Source organism: Streptomyces sp. NBC_01255, assembly GCF_036226445.1.
Taxonomy (GTDB): domain Bacteria; phylum Actinomycetota; class Actinomycetes; order Streptomycetales; family Streptomycetaceae; genus Streptomyces.
Window position 1 is genome coordinate 7,413,562 of sequence record NZ_CP108474.1, and the last position, 14,275, is coordinate 7,427,836.

Annotated in this window: 17 protein-coding genes and 1 riboswitch; of the genes, 5 read left to right on the forward strand and 12 right to left on the reverse strand. The window is 72.5% G+C overall.

Annotated elements, in window-relative coordinates:
- Positions 1–81: 81 nt before the first annotated feature.
- The 8 genes from OG357_RS33625 to bioB all read right to left on the reverse strand — a co-directional run bounded on the left by OG357_RS33625 (position 82) and on the right by bioB (position 7,599).
- Entirely contained in the window at positions 82–1,101 is a 1,020-nt protein-coding gene (locus OG357_RS33625; protein WP_329624694.1) for a hemolysin family protein, read from the reverse strand.
- On the reverse strand, positions 1,098–2,447 hold the full coding sequence (locus OG357_RS33630; protein ID WP_329624695.1) for a hemolysin family protein: 1,350 nt from the start codon (positions 2,445–2,447) through the stop codon (positions 1,098–1,100). The genes OG357_RS33625 and OG357_RS33630 overlap by 4 nt, the downstream gene beginning before the upstream one ends.
- A 161-nt stretch (positions 2,448–2,608) precedes the next feature.
- A complete protein-coding gene (locus OG357_RS33635; protein ID WP_329624696.1) occupies positions 2,609–3,034 on the reverse strand; it encodes a GNAT family N-acetyltransferase in 426 nt (141 codons plus the stop codon).
- 104 nt (positions 3,035–3,138) lie between these two features.
- The gene (locus tag OG357_RS33640) at positions 3,139–3,801 is read right to left on the reverse strand and encodes a class I SAM-dependent methyltransferase (RefSeq protein ID WP_329624697.1); all 663 of its coding nucleotides are present in this window, start codon (positions 3,799–3,801) and stop codon (positions 3,139–3,141) included.
- A 10-nt stretch (positions 3,802–3,811) separates the two neighbouring features.
- A complete protein-coding gene (locus tag OG357_RS33645) occupies positions 3,812–4,156 on the reverse strand; it encodes a VOC family protein (protein WP_329624698.1) in 345 nt (114 codons plus the stop codon).
- Positions 4,157–4,223: 67 nt separating this feature from the next.
- The gene (gene bioD / locus OG357_RS33650) at positions 4,224–5,024 is read right to left on the reverse strand and encodes a dethiobiotin synthase (RefSeq protein ID WP_329624699.1); all 801 of its coding nucleotides are present in this window, start codon (positions 5,022–5,024) and stop codon (positions 4,224–4,226) included.
- A gap of 20 nt (positions 5,025–5,044) precedes the next feature.
- A complete protein-coding gene (locus OG357_RS33655; protein ID WP_329624700.1) occupies positions 5,045–6,325 on the reverse strand; it encodes an adenosylmethionine--8-amino-7-oxononanoate transaminase in 1,281 nt (426 codons plus the stop codon).
- A gap of 5 nt (positions 6,326–6,330) precedes the next feature.
- Positions 6,331–7,599 carry a biotin synthase BioB gene (gene bioB / locus OG357_RS33660; protein ID WP_329624701.1) on the reverse strand — a complete coding sequence of 423 codons (1,269 nt, stop codon included), beginning with the start codon at positions 7,597–7,599 and terminating at the stop codon, positions 6,331–6,333.
- 143 nt (positions 7,600–7,742) lie between these two features.
- On the opposite strand from bioB, the gene OG357_RS33665 reads away from it, so the two are divergent.
- Positions 7,743–8,921, forward strand: a complete 1,179-nt coding sequence (locus OG357_RS33665) for an 8-amino-7-oxononanoate synthase (protein ID WP_329624702.1) — start codon at positions 7,743–7,745, stop codon at positions 8,919–8,921.
- 159 nt (positions 8,922–9,080) lie between these two features.
- Positions 9,081–9,509 (forward strand): ATP-binding protein, encoded by a 429-nt coding sequence (locus OG357_RS33670; protein WP_329624703.1) that lies wholly within the window; start codon positions 9,081–9,083, stop codon positions 9,507–9,509.
- Between the two features lie 166 nt (positions 9,510–9,675).
- On the opposite strand, the gene OG357_RS33675 is transcribed toward OG357_RS33670, so the two are convergent.
- The 3 genes from OG357_RS33675 to OG357_RS33685 form a co-directional block, all read right to left on the reverse strand.
- Positions 9,676–10,152, reverse strand: a complete 477-nt coding sequence (locus tag OG357_RS33675; RefSeq protein ID WP_329624704.1) for a C40 family peptidase — start codon at positions 10,150–10,152, stop codon at positions 9,676–9,678.
- Between the two features lie 3 nt (positions 10,153–10,155).
- Positions 10,156–10,337, reverse strand: a riboswitch (cyclic di-AMP (ydaO/yuaA leader).
- Positions 10,338–10,676: 339 nt separating this feature from the next.
- Entirely contained in the window at positions 10,677–10,982 is a 306-nt protein-coding gene (locus tag OG357_RS33680) for a hypothetical protein (protein WP_329624705.1), read from the reverse strand.
- Positions 10,983–10,989: 7 nt separating this feature from the next.
- The gene (locus OG357_RS33685) at positions 10,990–11,613 is read right to left on the reverse strand and encodes an ATP-dependent Clp protease proteolytic subunit (RefSeq protein WP_329624706.1); all 624 of its coding nucleotides are present in this window, start codon (positions 11,611–11,613) and stop codon (positions 10,990–10,992) included.
- A gap of 67 nt (positions 11,614–11,680) precedes the next feature.
- On the opposite strand from OG357_RS33685, the gene OG357_RS33690 reads away from it, so the two are divergent.
- Positions 11,681–11,959, forward strand: a complete 279-nt coding sequence (locus tag OG357_RS33690; protein WP_317593599.1) for a type II toxin-antitoxin system Phd/YefM family antitoxin — start codon at positions 11,681–11,683, stop codon at positions 11,957–11,959.
- A 112-nt stretch (positions 11,960–12,071) separates the two neighbouring features.
- Here the strand turns inward: OG357_RS33690 and OG357_RS33695 are convergent, their stop codons facing one another.
- Entirely contained in the window at positions 12,072–13,082 is a 1,011-nt protein-coding gene (locus OG357_RS33695; protein ID WP_329624707.1) for an ABC transporter permease, read from the reverse strand.
- 104 nt (positions 13,083–13,186) lie between these two features.
- Between OG357_RS33695 and OG357_RS33700 the strand changes: the two genes are divergently transcribed.
- A complete protein-coding gene (locus tag OG357_RS33700) occupies positions 13,187–13,807 on the forward strand; it encodes a TetR/AcrR family transcriptional regulator (RefSeq protein WP_329624708.1) in 621 nt (206 codons plus the stop codon).
- A gap of 163 nt (positions 13,808–13,970) precedes the next feature.
- Positions 13,971–14,273 (forward strand): urease subunit gamma, encoded by a 303-nt coding sequence (locus OG357_RS33705; protein WP_317593596.1) that lies wholly within the window; start codon positions 13,971–13,973, stop codon positions 14,271–14,273.
- The last annotated feature ends 2 nt before the right edge of the window (positions 14,274–14,275 follow it).

Genomic DNA, 14,275 nt, shown 5'->3' on the forward strand with positions numbered 1-14,275 from the left:
GCCCCGCACGACCTGAGAACGTCCGAAGGGCCCCGGGAAGACTCCCGGGGCCCTTCGGCCTGCCTCGTCACGCGGTACGGGTCACGGCGCCGCCGGGCGCCCCACCAGTTCGCGCAGCACGTCCTCCATCGTCACGAGACCGGCCGGCTTGTCGTCCTCGTCGAGGACCGCCGCCAGGTGCGTACGGCTCCGGCGCATCGCGGTGAGGACGTCGTCCAGCGGCGTGGCCGCCCGGACCCGGGCGATCGGCCGCAGCGCCGACACCGGGAACGGCAGATCGCGCGGGGAGGCGTCCAGGGCGTCCTTGACGTGCAGGTAGCCCAGGATCCTGCGCTCCGAGTCGACCACGGGGAAGCGCGAGTAGCCCGTCGACGCCGACAGCGCCTCCAGCTCCTCCGGAACGGTGCCGACCTGCGCGTACACCACCTTCTCCGCCGGCATCACGACGTCGCGGACCGGACGGCGGCCCAGCTCCAGGGCATCGTGCAGCCGCTCGGCGGCCCGGTCGTCCAGGAGCCCGGCGTGGCCCGCGTCGGTGACCATACGGGCCAGCTCGTCGTCCGAGAACGTCGCCGCGACCTCGTCCTTGACGTCCACCCGCAACAGCTTGAGCAGCGCGTTGGCGAAGGCGTTGATCGTGAAGATCACCGGACGCAGCGCCCGAGCGAGCGTCACCAGCGGCGGGCCGAGGATCAGCGCGGTCCGTGTCGGCTCCGCGAGCGCGATGTTCTTCGGCACCATCTCGCCCAGCAGCATGTGCAGGTACGTCGCCAGCGACAGCGCGATCACGAACGAGATCGGGTGCACCAGACCGTGCGGCACGCCCACCGCGTCGAAGACCGGCTCCAGGAGGTGCGCGATGGCGGGCTCGGCGACGATGCCGAGGACCAGGGTGCAGAGGGTGATGCCGAGCTGGGCCGCCGCGAGCAGCGCGGAGACGTGCTCCAGGCCCCAGATGACGCTGCGCGCCCGCCGGTTCCCGGCCTCGGCCAGCGGCTCGACCTGACTGCGGCGGACCGAGATCAGGGCGAACTCGGCGCCGACGAAGAAGGCGTTGACGACCAGGGTCAGCAGACCGATCAACAGCTGGATCACGATCATCGGCGGGCCTCCCCGGTCTCGTCGGAGTCATGCGGGGCGGTGTGCGCGGGGGCGTGCATCAGCACGCGCGCCGCGCGCCGCCCCGAGGCGTCCACCACGTCGAGCCGCCAGCCGGCCAGCTCCACGCTGTCGCCGACGGCCGGGATGCGGCCCAGCTCGTTCGCGAGGACACCCGCGAGCGTCTCGTACGGGCCGTCCGGCACGCGGAGGCCGATCGCCTCCACCTGGTCCGTACGGGCGGCGCCGTCCGCGGACCACAGCTCGCGGCCGTCGGCGTCCTCGCCCGCCCGCGCCAGGTCCGGCGTCTCGTGCGGGTCGTGCTCGTCGCGGACCTCGCCGACGACCTCCTCGACGATGTCCTCCAGGGTCACGACCCCGGCCGTACCGCCGTACTCGTCGATGACGACGGCCATCGTCTGCTTGCCGGAGAGCCGGTCGAGCAGACGGTCCACGGTCAGGGTCTCCGGGACGAGCAGCGGCTCGCGCAGCATCTCGCCGATCCGGCGGCGCGCCCGCTCGCCGGCCGGTATGGCCAGCACGTCCTTGATGTGCGCGATGCCGACGACCGAGTCGAGGTTGCCCCGGTAGACGGGGAAGCGGGACAGGCCGGTCGCGCGGGTCGCGTTCGCCACGTCCTCGGCGGTGGCCTGCACCTCGAGGGCGGTGACCTGGACGCGGGGCGTCATCACGTTCTCGGCGGTCAGCTCCGCCAGGTTGAGCGTACGGACGAACAGCTCGGCCGTGTCCGCCTCCAGGGCGCCTTCCTTCGCGGAGTGCCGGGCGAGCGCCACGAGCTCCTGCGGGGAACGCGCGGAGGCCAGCTCCTCGGTCGGCTCCATGCCGAGACGGCGCAGGATCCGGTTCGCGGTGTTGTTGAGGTGGCTGATCAGCGGCTTGAAGGCGGCCGTGAACACCCGCTGCGGGGTCGCCACCACCTTCGCCACCGCGAGGGGCGAGGAGATCGCCCAGTTCTTCGGGACCAGCTCGCCGACGACCATCAGGACGACGGTCGAGAAGGCCGTGCCGAGGACGAGGGCGACCGAGGAGGCCACGGAGGGGGAGAGGCCGAGGGCCTCGACCGGGCCCTTGATCAGCTTGGCGACCGAGGGCTCGGCGAGCATGCCGACGACCAGATTGGTGACGGTGATGCCGAGCTGGGCGCCGGAGAGCTGGAAGGTGAGCGAACGGACGGCCTTGAGCGCGCTCGCCGCTCCGCGCTCGCCGCGCTCCGCGGCGGCTTCGAGCTCGCCGCGCTGGACCGTCGTCAGCGAGAACTCGGCCGCGACGAAGGCGCCGCACGCCAGTGAGAGCAGGAGCGCAAGGACGAGCAGAAGCACTTCGGTCATCGGTTCACCTCCGTCCCATGATCAGTCAGGGGGGAGGGGATCGCTCGATGTCGGAGCGTGGAACCAGTGCTACTGGGAGGCTCGCCCATGGGCGGACGCTCACACCTTTCGATAGTCGGGATGGAGAACCATAGTAAAGGACGGGCAAAACGGGGTGGTGATCAGCCGTCGAGCGGCTTCACCCAGCGGCGCCACTGGTCCTGGCGCTCGTACCCGGCGGCCGTCCACAGCCGTCGGCCCGTCTCGTTCGCCTCCAGGACCATCGCGTCCACGCGCCGGCCGCCGAGCGCCGCGAACCGCTCGTCGGCCGCGCGCAGCAGCGCGGTGGAGATACCGCGCCGACGGTGGGAGGGCAGGACGGCGAGCCGGTAGAGGGAGGCGCGCCAGCCGTCCCAGCCGGCGATCACGGACCCCACGATCAGACCGTCGGCCAGCGCGAGGATGAGCGCGTCCGGATCCCGCTCGACGAGCCGGGTCACCCCGTGCACGTCGTCCGAGATGGACGTCCCCTCGGCGGACTCCTTCCAGAAGGCCAGGACGGCCTCGGCCTCGTCGGGCAGGGCGGCACGTATCCGCAGATCGATCATGGCCGGATCCCATCACGCAGGCCGGGACCGGTGCCAGGGAGTTCCGCCGGGTGGGACGCGGTTCACCGCCGGCCCCGGGTCGCTCACCGTCGGGCCCGCGTCGCTCATCGCCGGGCCACGCCCAGGACGCATGGGGAGGTCGGCAGGCGGGGCCCGTTCTCCGGGAGGTCGAAGGAGCGGTACGGGCCGACGGAGAAGCCCGCCGCCGCGATCGCCGCGAGCGGATCCCGTGCGGTGTGGCAGCCGCCGAAGAACAGCGGCCAGACCGTACGGTCCAGGCCCCGCTGCACCCGCGCGAGCCCGGGTGTCCCCGCCGCCACGTGCTCGAAGAACCGGAGCTCGCCGCCGGGACGCAGGACGCGCCGCACCTCCGCGAGGGCCTGCGGCACGCTCCGTACCGTGCACAGGACGAGCGAGGCCACGGCCGCGTCGAAGACACCGTCCTCCGCCGACAGCGCCTCCGCGGTGCCCGGCCGCACGGTCACCGGGACGGTCGCCCGCCGCGCGGCCTCCTCGGCGAGCCGCCGCAGACGGGGTTCCGGTTCGACGGCGACGACCTCGGAGACCCCGGCCGGGTAGTACGCGAAGTTCAGTCCGTTCCCCGCGCCGATCTCGACGACCCGGCCGGTGAGACCCGAGAGGAGCTCCTTGCGCAGGGCGGCGAGCCCGCCGCGCGCGTCGGCCGACACGCTGACGCGGGCGTAGAAGCGCGCGAAGAGAGGGTGGTGGACGCGGGGTGCGGGGGAGCCGGGGCGCGAGGAGGTCATGGGGCGCCCCTCACCCGGTCACGAAGCAGAACTCGTTGCCCTCCGGGTCCCGCATGACCTGGAAGGAGCCCTGCTCGTCCCTCACGAGACCGCCGACGCGGACCGCGCCGGCGGGCCCGGCCTCGGTGGCGGCCCGGTCCGGATCCGCCACCTTCAGGTCGAGATGGACCCGGTTCTTCACGGACTTGCCCTCCGGCACGCGCTGGAAGGCGAGCCGGACGAACTCCGGCGGGTCGACGTACGACCAGTCGCCGGAGCGGTCGACCGGATCACCGCCGAGGAGGCCCGCCCAGAAGCGGACGAGGGCAGCCGGATCGGCGCAGTCGAAGACGATCTCCTGAACGTGAGCACGCATGCGCCCAGCGTACGGAGTCCGCCACGGATCAGCCCCCGAAGGCGGCTGCCGAGATCAGGCCCGGAACTCAGCCTCGGAAGCCGGACCCGGACCCGGACCCGGACCCGGACCCGGACCCGGACCCGGACCCGGACCCGGAGTCGGCAGCCGGCTCCGGTCCGAACTCCGCCCCGAAGGCCTTCGCGTCCCACGTCCCGCCGAGCGCCGGCGCCAGCCAGCCGCCCGCCGCCGCGCGGAACCCCGCCGGGTCGAGCGCCCCCGAACCCTCCGGTACGGCCCCGAGCAGGGGCGCGCCCGCCGACTCCGGCAGGTCCGCCAGGTTGCAGCGGGCCGCCAGGTCCGGCGCGGCCGGCCAGCTGCCGACCACCACGCCGAGCTGTTCGATGCCGCGCGCCGCCAGCGCCTCGGCCGTCAGGGCCGTCGAGTTGAGCGTCCCGAGACCCGCCGGGACCACGCACAGGACGGGGGCGCCGAGCAGCGCCGCCGCGTCCGCGAGCGTGCCGCCCTCCTCGTCGAAGCGGACGAGCAGTCCGCCCGCCCCCTCCACGAGCACCAAGTCGTGCGAGGCGGCCAGGGCACGGGCCGCCTCGGCCACCTGCAGCGGTCCGACCGGGGCGAGTCCGGCCCGCCGGGCGGCCGTGCCCGGGGCCAGCGGTTCCGGGAACCGCCCCAGCTCGACCGAGGCCGCGGCGCCGGACAGCCGGACGACCTCGTCCGCGTCCCCCGTCTCGTCGGGGCCGACCCCGGTCTGTGCGGGCTTCAGGACCGCGACCGACCGCCCCGCGGCGGTGGCCACGGCGGCCACCGCCGCGGTCACGACCGTCTTGCCGATCTCCGTGCCCGTACCACTGACGACGATGATTCCCACTGCTGTCCTCGCTCTTCCGATCAGCCCGCGGCCGCCGCCGCGCATACCGCGGCGCAGATCCGGGCCAGGTCCTCGTCGTCCGTCACGTACGGCGGCATCGTGTAGATGAGGTCGCGGAACGGGCGTACCCACACGCCCTCCCGGACCGCGGCCCGCGTCGCCGCCGCCATGTCGACCGGGTGGTCGAGCTGGACGACACCGATCGCGCCGAGCACCCGCACCTCGCGGACGCCGGGCAGCTCGGCGGCGGGGGCGAGCCCCTCGCGCAGCCCCGCCTCGATCCGCTTCACCTCGACCTGCCAGTCCTGCGAGAGCAGCAGGTCGATCGAGGCACAGGCCACCGCCGACGCCAGCGGGTTGCCCATGAAGGTCGGCCCGTGTGCCAGGACCGGGACCTCACCCCGGGAGATCCCGTCGGCGACCCGGCTCGTGCAGAGGGTCGCCGCCATCGACAGGTATCCGCCCGTCAGCGCCTTGCCCAGGCACATGACATCGGGGGAGACCCCCACGCGGTCGGCGGCGAACAGCGTGCCCGTACGCCCGAATCCGGTGGCGATCTCGTCGAACACGAGCAGCACGTCGTGCGCGTCGCAGGCCTCGCGGAGCACCCGCAGGTACTCCGCGTCGTGGAAGCGCATCCCGCCCGCGCCCTGCACCACCGGCTCCACGATCACCGCGGCCAGCTCGTGCGCGTGCTTCCCGATCTCGGTCCGCAGGAGCTCCGCGTACGACTCCTCGTACGCGGCCGGCGGGGCGTCCACGAACACCTGCGGCTGGAGGACGCCGGTCCACAGCTCGTGCATCCCGCCGTCGGGGTCGCACACGGACATCGGCTGCCAGGTGTCCCCGTGGTAGCCGCCGCGCCAGGTGAACAGGCGCTGCTTCTCGGGGCGGCCCAGGGAGCGCCAGTACTGCAGGCACATCTTGACCGCGACCTCGACCGAGACGGAGCCCGAGTCGCTGAGGAAGACGTGCCGCAGCGGCTCGGGGGTGATCTCGACGAGCCGCGCGGCGAGCCGGACGGCCGGCTCGTGGGTGAGCCCGCCGAACATGACGTGGCTCATCCGGCCCAGCTGGTCGCTGACCGCCTCGTTGAGCACCGGGTGGTTGTAGCCGTGGATCGCCGACCACCAGGAGGACATGCCGTCGATCAACTCGGCGCGTCCCTCGGAGGGTTCGGCGAGCCGCAGGCGTACCCCGGACGCGGACTCGACGACCAGCGGGTCCGTACGGCCCGGCATGGGGCCGTACGGATGCCAGACGTGCGCCCGGTCCAGGGCGATCAGTTCGTCGTTGCGCACGGACGTCACGCGTTCGGCGCGAGGTCCGTGCCGGCGCCCCGGCGGCGCACGGCGACCAGGTCGGTCCGCGCCTGGTTCGCCGCGGCCTCGGCTGGCTCCGCGGGCTCGGGCACGGTGTGACCGCCGCAGGGACCGCAGCCGCCGCCCGCGTGCGAACCGCAGCCCGCGCCCGCGCCCGCGCCCTCGGCCGCGTCGTGCGAGCCGCAGCCCGCCGACGCCTGGGAACCGCAGCCGCCGGCCGCGGCGGCACCCGCCGCGGCGAGCGCGTCCGCCCGGTGCGCGGGCAGCGTCGTCGTGCCCGCGCCCTCCACCTCGAAGCCCGCGTCCGCGATCATGTCGAGGTCGGCCTGGCCGGCCTGGCCCTCGCTCGTCAGGTAGTCGCCGAGGAAGATCGAGTTCGCGATGTTCAGCGCGAGCGGCTGCATGGAGCGCAGGTGCACCTCACGGCCGCCCGCGATCCGCACCTCGACGTCGGGGCAGACGAACCGCACCATCGCGAGGATCCGCAGACAGCGCTGCGGGGTGAGGTTCCACTCCTTCGCGAGCGGCGTGCCCTCGAAGGGGATGAGGAAGTTGACCGGCACCGAGTCCGAGTCCAGCTCGCGCAGCGCGTACACGACGTCGACGAGGTCCTCGTCGGTCTCGCCCATGCCCGCGATCAGACCGGAGCAGGCCGACAGACCGGCGGCGTGCGCCTTCTGCACGGTGTCCACCCGGTCCGCGTACGTGTGGGTCTTGGTGATGCCCCCGTACGTCGCCTCGGACGTGTTCAGGTTGTGGTTGTACGCGTCGGCGCCGGCGTCCCGCAGCCGCTCCGCCTGGCCGTCCGACAGCAGACCGAGGCAGGCGCACACCTCGACGCCCTCGTTCTGCTCCTTGATCGCCTCGATGGTCCTGCCGACCCGCTCGACGTCCCGGTCCGTCGGACCGCGCCCGCTCGCCACCAGGCAGACCCGCTTGGCCCCGCCCGCGACACCCGCCGCGGCGGCCTGGGACGCCTCGTCCGGCTTCAGCCACGTGTACTTGAGGATCTCGGCCTTGGAGCCGAGCCGCTGCGAACAGTACGAGCAGTCCTCCGGGCACAGCCCCGACTTCAGGTTGACGAGGTAGTTGAGCTTCACCCGCCGCCCGAACCACTGACGGCGCACCTTGCCCGCCGCCGCCACCACATCGAGCAGCTCGTCGTCGGAGGTCGCCAAAACGGCGAGCGCTTCTTCACGGGTCGGCAGCTCGCGCCGCAGCCCCTTCTCCACCAGCGTGTTCAGCAGGTCCATAAGCGCTGATCCTCGCCTACCGCCCACCCCCGGGCCAAGGAGGATCCGAACAAACGCCGCCGAACGAGGTGTGTGGATGACCACATCCCGACCTCGGCACACTCCGGTTAGGGTCTGTGCGCTGCCTACAAAAGGATCGCCGCATGCCACAGGCCGACGACGCCCGGGCCGAGGGCCCGCGCCGGACCGCGTTCGACTGGACCGACGCCGAGGCGCGCCGCCGTGCGGACGCCGGTCTCGTCCGTACGCTGCGGCCCCGGTCCGCCGAGTCGGAGCTCCTCGACCTGGCGAGCAACGACTACCTCGGCCTCACCCGCCGGCCGGAGGTCACCGAGGCGGCGGCCGAGGCGGCGCTGCGCTGGGGCGCGGGCGCCACCGGCTCACGGCTCGTCACCGGGACGACCCGGCTGCACACCCGGCTCGAACGCGAACTCGCCGAGTTCTGCGGCTTCGAGGCGGCCCTCGTCTTCTCCTCCGGCTACGCCGCCAACCTGGCCGCGCTCACGGCCCTCGGCGGCCGGGACGCGCTGATCGTCTCGGACGCCTCCAACCACGCCTCGATCGTGGACGGCTGCCGGCTCGCGCGCGCCGAGACGGCCGTCGTGCCGCACGCCGACCCCGAGTCCGTACGCAAGACCCTGGAGGCCCGGCCGGCACACCGGGCGCTCGTGGTCAGCGACTCCGTCTTCTCCGTCGACGGCGACAAGGCGCCGCTGCCGGAGCTCGCCGACGCCTGCCGCGCGCACGGCGCCGGGCTCGTCGTCGACGACGCCCACGGCTTCGGCGTCCTCGGCGACGGCGGACGCGGCGCCCTGCACGAAGCCGACCTCGCGGGCGACGAGGACGTCGTCGCGACCCTCACCCTCTCCAAGTCCCTGGGCAGCCAGGGCGGCGCGGTCCTCGGCCCCGCCCGGGTCGTCGAGCACCTGGTGAACGCGGCGCGCACCTTCATCTTCGACACCGGGCTCGCCCCCGCCGCTGCGGGCGGCGCGCTGGCGAGCCTGCGGCTGATCGCCGCCGAACCGGCGCTCGCCGGACGGGCGCGGACCGTCGCCACCACCTTGTACGAGCGCCTCACCGCGGCCGGACTGACCGCAGCACGGCCGGACGCGGCCGTCGTCTCGGTGCGCGCCCCCTCGCCCGAGGCGGCGCTGCGCTGGGCGGCCGACTGCCGCGAACAGGGCCTGGCGGTCGGGTGTTTCCGGCCCCCGTCCGTACCGGACGGCATCTCGCGGCTCCGGCTCACGGCCCGCGCCGACCTCACGGACGCCGACCTCGGACGCGCGGTGGAGACCATCCTGCGCACCGCGCCCGCCGCCTGAGACGAGCCCAAGAGCGTTCTCGGGCAGCAGAGTTCACCGCTTCGGGCGATAGATGACCACATTTCGTGGTGGAAGGCCGTACGGGGCGGCACGATCGGTGGCACTGACGCGAAGCGCAATCCGGGGTGGTGTCCCCGGCGGGAAAGGGACAGCGCCGCCATGGCAGACCATCAGGAAGCATCCGCCACTCTGCCGAGCGATCCCGCGTCGGTCCGCACGGCACGGAGGTGGGTCGCGGACGTCCTGGGGGACTGGGGGCTCGACGACGCGGCGGAGATCGCGGACTCGATCCGGCTGATCGTCTCGGAGCTGGCGACGAACGCCGTCCAGCACACCTTCGGGCAGTCGCCCACCTTCACGGTCGACCTCCGCCTGGAGCGGGAGGAGTGCCTGAGCATCGGTGTGACGGACAGCCATCCCCGCTGGCCCCGCCGCCTCCCGGCGGCGGTCCAGCAGGACAACGGTCGCGGCATGGTCATCATCCGCGTCCTCGCGGCGGAGGCCGGCGGCCGCCTCTCGGTCACGCCGACCGAGGAGGGCGGCAAGACCGTCTGGATCACCCTCCCGTGGACGATGGTCCCGGTGTAGGGGACTCGTACCGCCGAGGGGAGGCGTGAGGCAGAGCGAGGCGTTCGGCCGAGCAAGGCCGTTCGGCTGAGCAAGGCCGTGCGGCTGCGCGAGGCGTGAGGCTGAGCAAGGGGTGCGGCGGCGCCACCGCACCCTCCGGCTCGCTCGGGTCAGTGCCCGGGGTCCGTCATCGGACGCGGCCGTAGTAGACCTTCGACGACCAGATCTTGTCGAGCTTCACCCAGGAGCCCGTCTTGGGCGAGTGCCAGATCTTGCCGCTGCCGGCGTAGATGCCGACGTGGTAGACCCTCCCGCTGGAGTGGAAGAAGACCAGATCGCCCTTCTGCCGGCTCGACGAGGAGATGTGCCGGGTCTTGTTGTACTGCTGCTGCGCGGTGCGAGGCAGCGACTTGCCCGCCTTCTTGTACGCGTAGAGCGTCAGACCGGAGCAGTCGAACCGGGTGGGTCCGGTCGATCCGTACCGGTAGGGCGATCCTTTCTTCGACGCGGCGACGCTCAGTGCCTTGTTCGCGTGTGTCGTCGCTGCCTGGGCCTCCGATGCCGCACCTGGTGCGAACAGCGTGCCGCCGACGGCGGCGAGGGTGAGAGCCGAGACGGCTCCGGCCCGGGACAGCAGGGACGGGACATGCATCTGCGCGGTCATGCGCAACCCTTCGTCAGCCGCCTGCGAAGGATGACCTGTCGGGTTCGGGCTGGCGAAGATGCCCGGCCGCGGCTGCGGCTTCACCCCAAGGAACGGGCCCGCTGCGGTGACAGCGCGAACGTTCCGTACTGATTGGGTCCTCCACTCCTGCCGATCCACTCCTGTCGACCAGACGTCCGGGACAGCGGCAGGACTCGGCGTCCGCCCGGACCGCCCCGCCGCGGTGGCGGGGGCTTGTCGTCGACAGGGATCTTGACCCACGACATGGGCGAAAACCGAGCTGAAACGGCGATATGTGAGGCTCCTCACGACTGATCCGTTCGGGTGGACAGACCGCCTTTGTGATCTTCGGAGGTTTGGCCTACGAGCCGCGTACCAGCGATGGAACGTTCGATTCCGCCAAATGCGTACACCTGTTGCGCAACTCGCCCGCTTCATATGTCGACTCGTCGACTACGCCGAACGGGGGAGGGATTCTGCGGTGCGTGTCGCCCGACCGGACCTCGACACGACACGCGGAAATGTCAACTCGCGCGAGTACGGGGGACGGTGACCCGGTCGGCCCGGCGCTCCCCGTCCAACACCCTTAGGGCGCGCGCCAATGTGTCCGCGTGGACCTCGGCCTCGCCCCGTTTATGCATGAGCGTCAGAGCTTCGCGCAGCGCCTCCGCGCGTCCCACCAGGGCCTGCGCCGCACGCAACGCCCCATAGGTATGCGTACCTCTGGATGGATTGATCTTGCCCAGGAGGTCGACGACTTCGAGGTACGCGTCGATGAGGTCGCCCTCGGCCCGGGTCAGGGCCGGCAGCGGCGGCAGCTCGGGGACCACGGCCGCTTCACCGTGCCGTACCGCCGGCGGCGGCGCGCCGGTTCACGACGACGTGGTCCGCCAGGCCGTACGCGACGGCCGACGGTGCGTCCAGGACGGTCAGTCGGTCGATGTCGGCGTCGATCCGCTCCGGGTCCTGCCCGGTGTGCTCGGCGAGCATCCCCGCGACCAGCGCGCGCAGCCGCAGCAGTTCGCCCGCCTGGAGGTCGAGATCGCTGAGCTGCCCCTGGAGGGGCTCGTCCAGGGCCGGCTGCCGGAGCGTGACCCGGGCGCCGGGCAGGATCAGGCGCTTGCCCGGCGTGCCGGCCGCGAACAGTACGGCCGCGGTGGAGACGGCCTGGCCCAGGCAGGTGGTCTCCACGTCGCAGGAGAGCGTCCGCATCGTGTCGTAGATCGAGGTCATGGCGGTGACGGAGCCGCCGGGGGAGTTGATGTAGAGGGAGATGTCCGTGCCCGGCGCCGCGTGGTCGAGGTACAGGAACTGGGCGATGGCGTCGTTGGCCGAAGTCTCGTCGACCGGCGTGCCGAGGAAGACGATCCGGGACTCGAGGAGCTTCGAGTACGGGTCGAGGGTCCGGGTCCCGAAGCTGGTCCGCTCCGTGAACTCGGGCAGAACGTAGCGCGCGTCCATGGCTGAGCACCTCCATCGATCTCTCTGTAAAAAATGTACAGGACGTACAACCCGTAAGATGGGGAGCATGACCTACGAGATCCCGGTGACGCAAGCGCGGGCTGAGCTCGCCGACCTCATCAACCGCGTCGTGTACGGCGGTGAGCGCGTGGTCGTCACCCGCCACGGGAAGCCGCTCGTCGCCCTGGTCTCGGCCGCTGACCTGGAGGCTTTGGAGGCGACGCCGGAGCCGGCGGAGGAGCAGGTGATCAGCTCGGTCTCCACCCTGCGGCCGCTCGACTCCGCCACGGGCGAACAGCGCCGCTTCGGCATCGCCGCCCACCACCGCGATCCCGGCGCCTCGTAGGGGCTGTCGGGACGGACGACGACAGCCGGGTGCCCCTCTCCAGTGGAGAGGGGCACCCGGCTGTCTTCCGTCCCGGCCCGGCGTGATTCCGGTACGGGCTCGCTCGTGGGGCTCAGCCCACCGGCGCCGGCGCCGGCGCCGGAACCAGGGGGGTCGCCGGCTCCACGCGCCGCATGCGGGTGCCCAGCAGGATCGCGGTCAGGCCCGCGACGGTCCAGAGCGCGAGGACCAGGATCGGACCGCCCGCCGCCGCCCCGTCGAACGACGAGACGGAGCGGAGGGCCGAGCCCGCGGCGCCCGGCGGCAGCAACTGGCCGAGCGTGCCCACGGCGGTGGGCAGCAGCTCCGGCGCGCTCGCGATCGCCGAGAAGGGGTTGCCGAGCAGGATGATCAGAAACGCCCCGAGTCCGAGGCCCGGCTTGCCGATGAGTGCGGCCAGTCCCGCGAGCGTCGAGCCGATCGCCAGGACCGTGAGGGCGAGGAGTCCGGCCTCCGCCCACCAGTTCCCGCCGAGCGCGCCGAGCCACGTGTCGGCGAGGGCCGCGCCGACTAGTCCCGCGAGCGCCGCGGCCCCGGTGAGGGCGGCCACCGCGCGCGTCCCGCGCAGTCCCAGGAGGGTGGTGACGGCGCCGGCCGCCGCCCCCGCCAGCGCGAGCGGCAGCAGGCTCGCGGCGAGTACGGCCCCGCGCGGATCGCCCGAGGGGGCCGCGACCACGTCCGTGACCTGGATGGTCGTGCCCTCGGGAGCCTGGGCGGTCACGGCCTCGCGCAGCAGCCCGGCCACCACGGGGCTCGCCGCCGAGGCGGTCAGGAGCTCCGTACCGCCCGGGGTCACGACGACCGCTCCGTATACATCCCGGTTCTCGATGGCGGCGCGGGCCGCGGCACCGTCCTCGTAGCGGTGGACCTCGAAGGCGCCCTCGTGGCGGGCGAGCCCACGCTCCACGGCGGTGGCCACCGTCGCGGGACCGGCGACGCCGATCGGCAGATCGCGGGGGGCCGTCCGGGCCGCGGGCCACGCGAAGGCCCAGAGGGCCAGGGCCACGACGGTCGGGATCAGCACCATCACCGCGATGGTGCGGCGCCCCGCGCCGGCGGCGGGGGCGGTGGCGGTGGCGGACATGGTGTCCTCGATTCAAAGAGAAGGATCGTTCGTTTTACCGTGTTGCCACTGTCCTGCGGGGTCGGGAAGTTGTCAAGAATGAATATTCGTTTTAGGTTCGCCCCATGGCTCGTGTATCCCAGGAACACCTCGACGCCCGGCGGCGGCAGATCCTCGACGGCGCGGCGCGCTGCTTCGCCCGCAACGGCTTCCACGCGACGTCCATGCAGGACGTACTGACCGAGGTGGGACTCTCGGCCGGCGCGGTCTACCGGTACTTCCGCGGCAAGGACGAACTCATCGGGGCCATCGCCGGCGAGGCCTTCGCCGGCATCCGGAGCGCGTTCGAGGAGGCGTCCAGGGCCACCCCGCCCCCCACCCCCGACGTGCTGCTCGGAGCGGTGCTCCGGCTCTTCCTGGAGGAGCGGATCGAGGGCGCGGACCGGCAGGCCTTCGCGCGCCTGATCATCCAGGTGTGGACGGAGACCCTGCGGAACGAGGAGCTGGCGAAGACCCTCGCGGAGGGCTACCAGGGGATGCGCGCCGCCTGGACGGATTTGGTGGCCGCCTACCGCGAGAGCGGCCTCCTGCACGCCGACGTCCCCGCCGACCACGTGGCCCGGACCCTCATCGCCGTCGCGCAGGGCTTCATCGCCCAGCAGGCGCTCTTCGGGGACGTGGCCGTCGAGATCCTGGAGGACGGTCTCCGGGGGCTGATGTCCATGTCGGTCGATCCGATCCGATGATCATGGAAATGCAAAGCCGGAGTTAACGAGCCGGAAAAACTTCCGCCCTAACGTGCAATGTCTGGCCGCGTGCCGCTTCTCCGCAGCTCAACAAGGTGTTGACGCTGGGTAGGGTCCGCAGCTGTCCGGGTCCCGTCCCGGTCGACGACTGTGAGGTGGAAGAGTGCAACTGAGCCCGCACGAACAGGAACGCCTGCTCATTCATGTCGCTGCCGACGTGGCCGAGAAGCGCCGGGCGCGGGGTGTGAGGCTCAACCACCCCGAGGCCGTCGCCCTGCTCACCTCCCACATCCTGGAAGGTGCCCGGGACGGCCGCACCGTCGCGGAGCTCATGGCCTCCGGCCGCAAGGTGCTCTCCCGCGCGGACGTCATGGACGGCATCCCCGAGATGATCCACGACGTCCAGGTCGAGGCCACCTTCCCGGACGGCACCAAGCTCGTCACCGTCCACGACCCCATCGTCTGAGC

Excerpts from the sequence above, each read along its gene's own strand:
- OG357_RS33625 (WP_329624694.1), bottom strand. The coding sequence starts at position 1,101 with ATGATCGTGATCCAGCTGTTGATCGGTCTGCTGACCCTGGTCGTCAAC.
- OG357_RS33630 (WP_329624695.1), bottom strand. The coding sequence starts at position 2,447 with ATGACCGAAGTGCTTCTGCTCGTCCTTGCGCTCCTGCTCTCACTGGCG.
- OG357_RS33635 (WP_329624696.1), bottom strand. The coding sequence starts at position 3,034 with ATGATCGATCTGCGGATACGTGCCGCCCTGCCCGACGAGGCCGAGGCC.
- OG357_RS33640 (WP_329624697.1), bottom strand. The coding sequence starts at position 3,801 with ATGACCTCCTCGCGCCCCGGCTCCCCCGCACCCCGCGTCCACCACCCT.
- OG357_RS33645 (WP_329624698.1), bottom strand. The coding sequence starts at position 4,156 with ATGCGTGCTCACGTTCAGGAGATCGTCTTCGACTGCGCCGATCCGGCT.
- bioB (WP_329624701.1), bottom strand. The coding sequence starts at position 7,599 with ATGGACCTGCTGAACACGCTGGTGGAGAAGGGGCTGCGGCGCGAGCTG.
- OG357_RS33665 (WP_329624702.1), top strand. The coding sequence starts at position 7,743 with ATGCCACAGGCCGACGACGCCCGGGCCGAGGGCCCGCGCCGGACCGCG.
- OG357_RS33670 (WP_329624703.1), top strand. The coding sequence starts at position 9,081 with ATGGCAGACCATCAGGAAGCATCCGCCACTCTGCCGAGCGATCCCGCG.
- OG357_RS33675 (WP_329624704.1), bottom strand. The coding sequence starts at position 10,152 with ATGACCGCGCAGATGCATGTCCCGTCCCTGCTGTCCCGGGCCGGAGCC.
- OG357_RS33685 (WP_329624706.1), bottom strand. The coding sequence starts at position 11,613 with ATGGACGCGCGCTACGTTCTGCCCGAGTTCACGGAGCGGACCAGCTTC.
- OG357_RS33690 (WP_317593599.1), top strand. The coding sequence starts at position 11,681 with ATGACCTACGAGATCCCGGTGACGCAAGCGCGGGCTGAGCTCGCCGAC.
- OG357_RS33695 (WP_329624707.1), bottom strand. The coding sequence starts at position 13,082 with ATGTCCGCCACCGCCACCGCCCCCGCCGCCGGCGCGGGGCGCCGCACC.
- OG357_RS33700 (WP_329624708.1), top strand. The coding sequence starts at position 13,187 with ATGGCTCGTGTATCCCAGGAACACCTCGACGCCCGGCGGCGGCAGATC.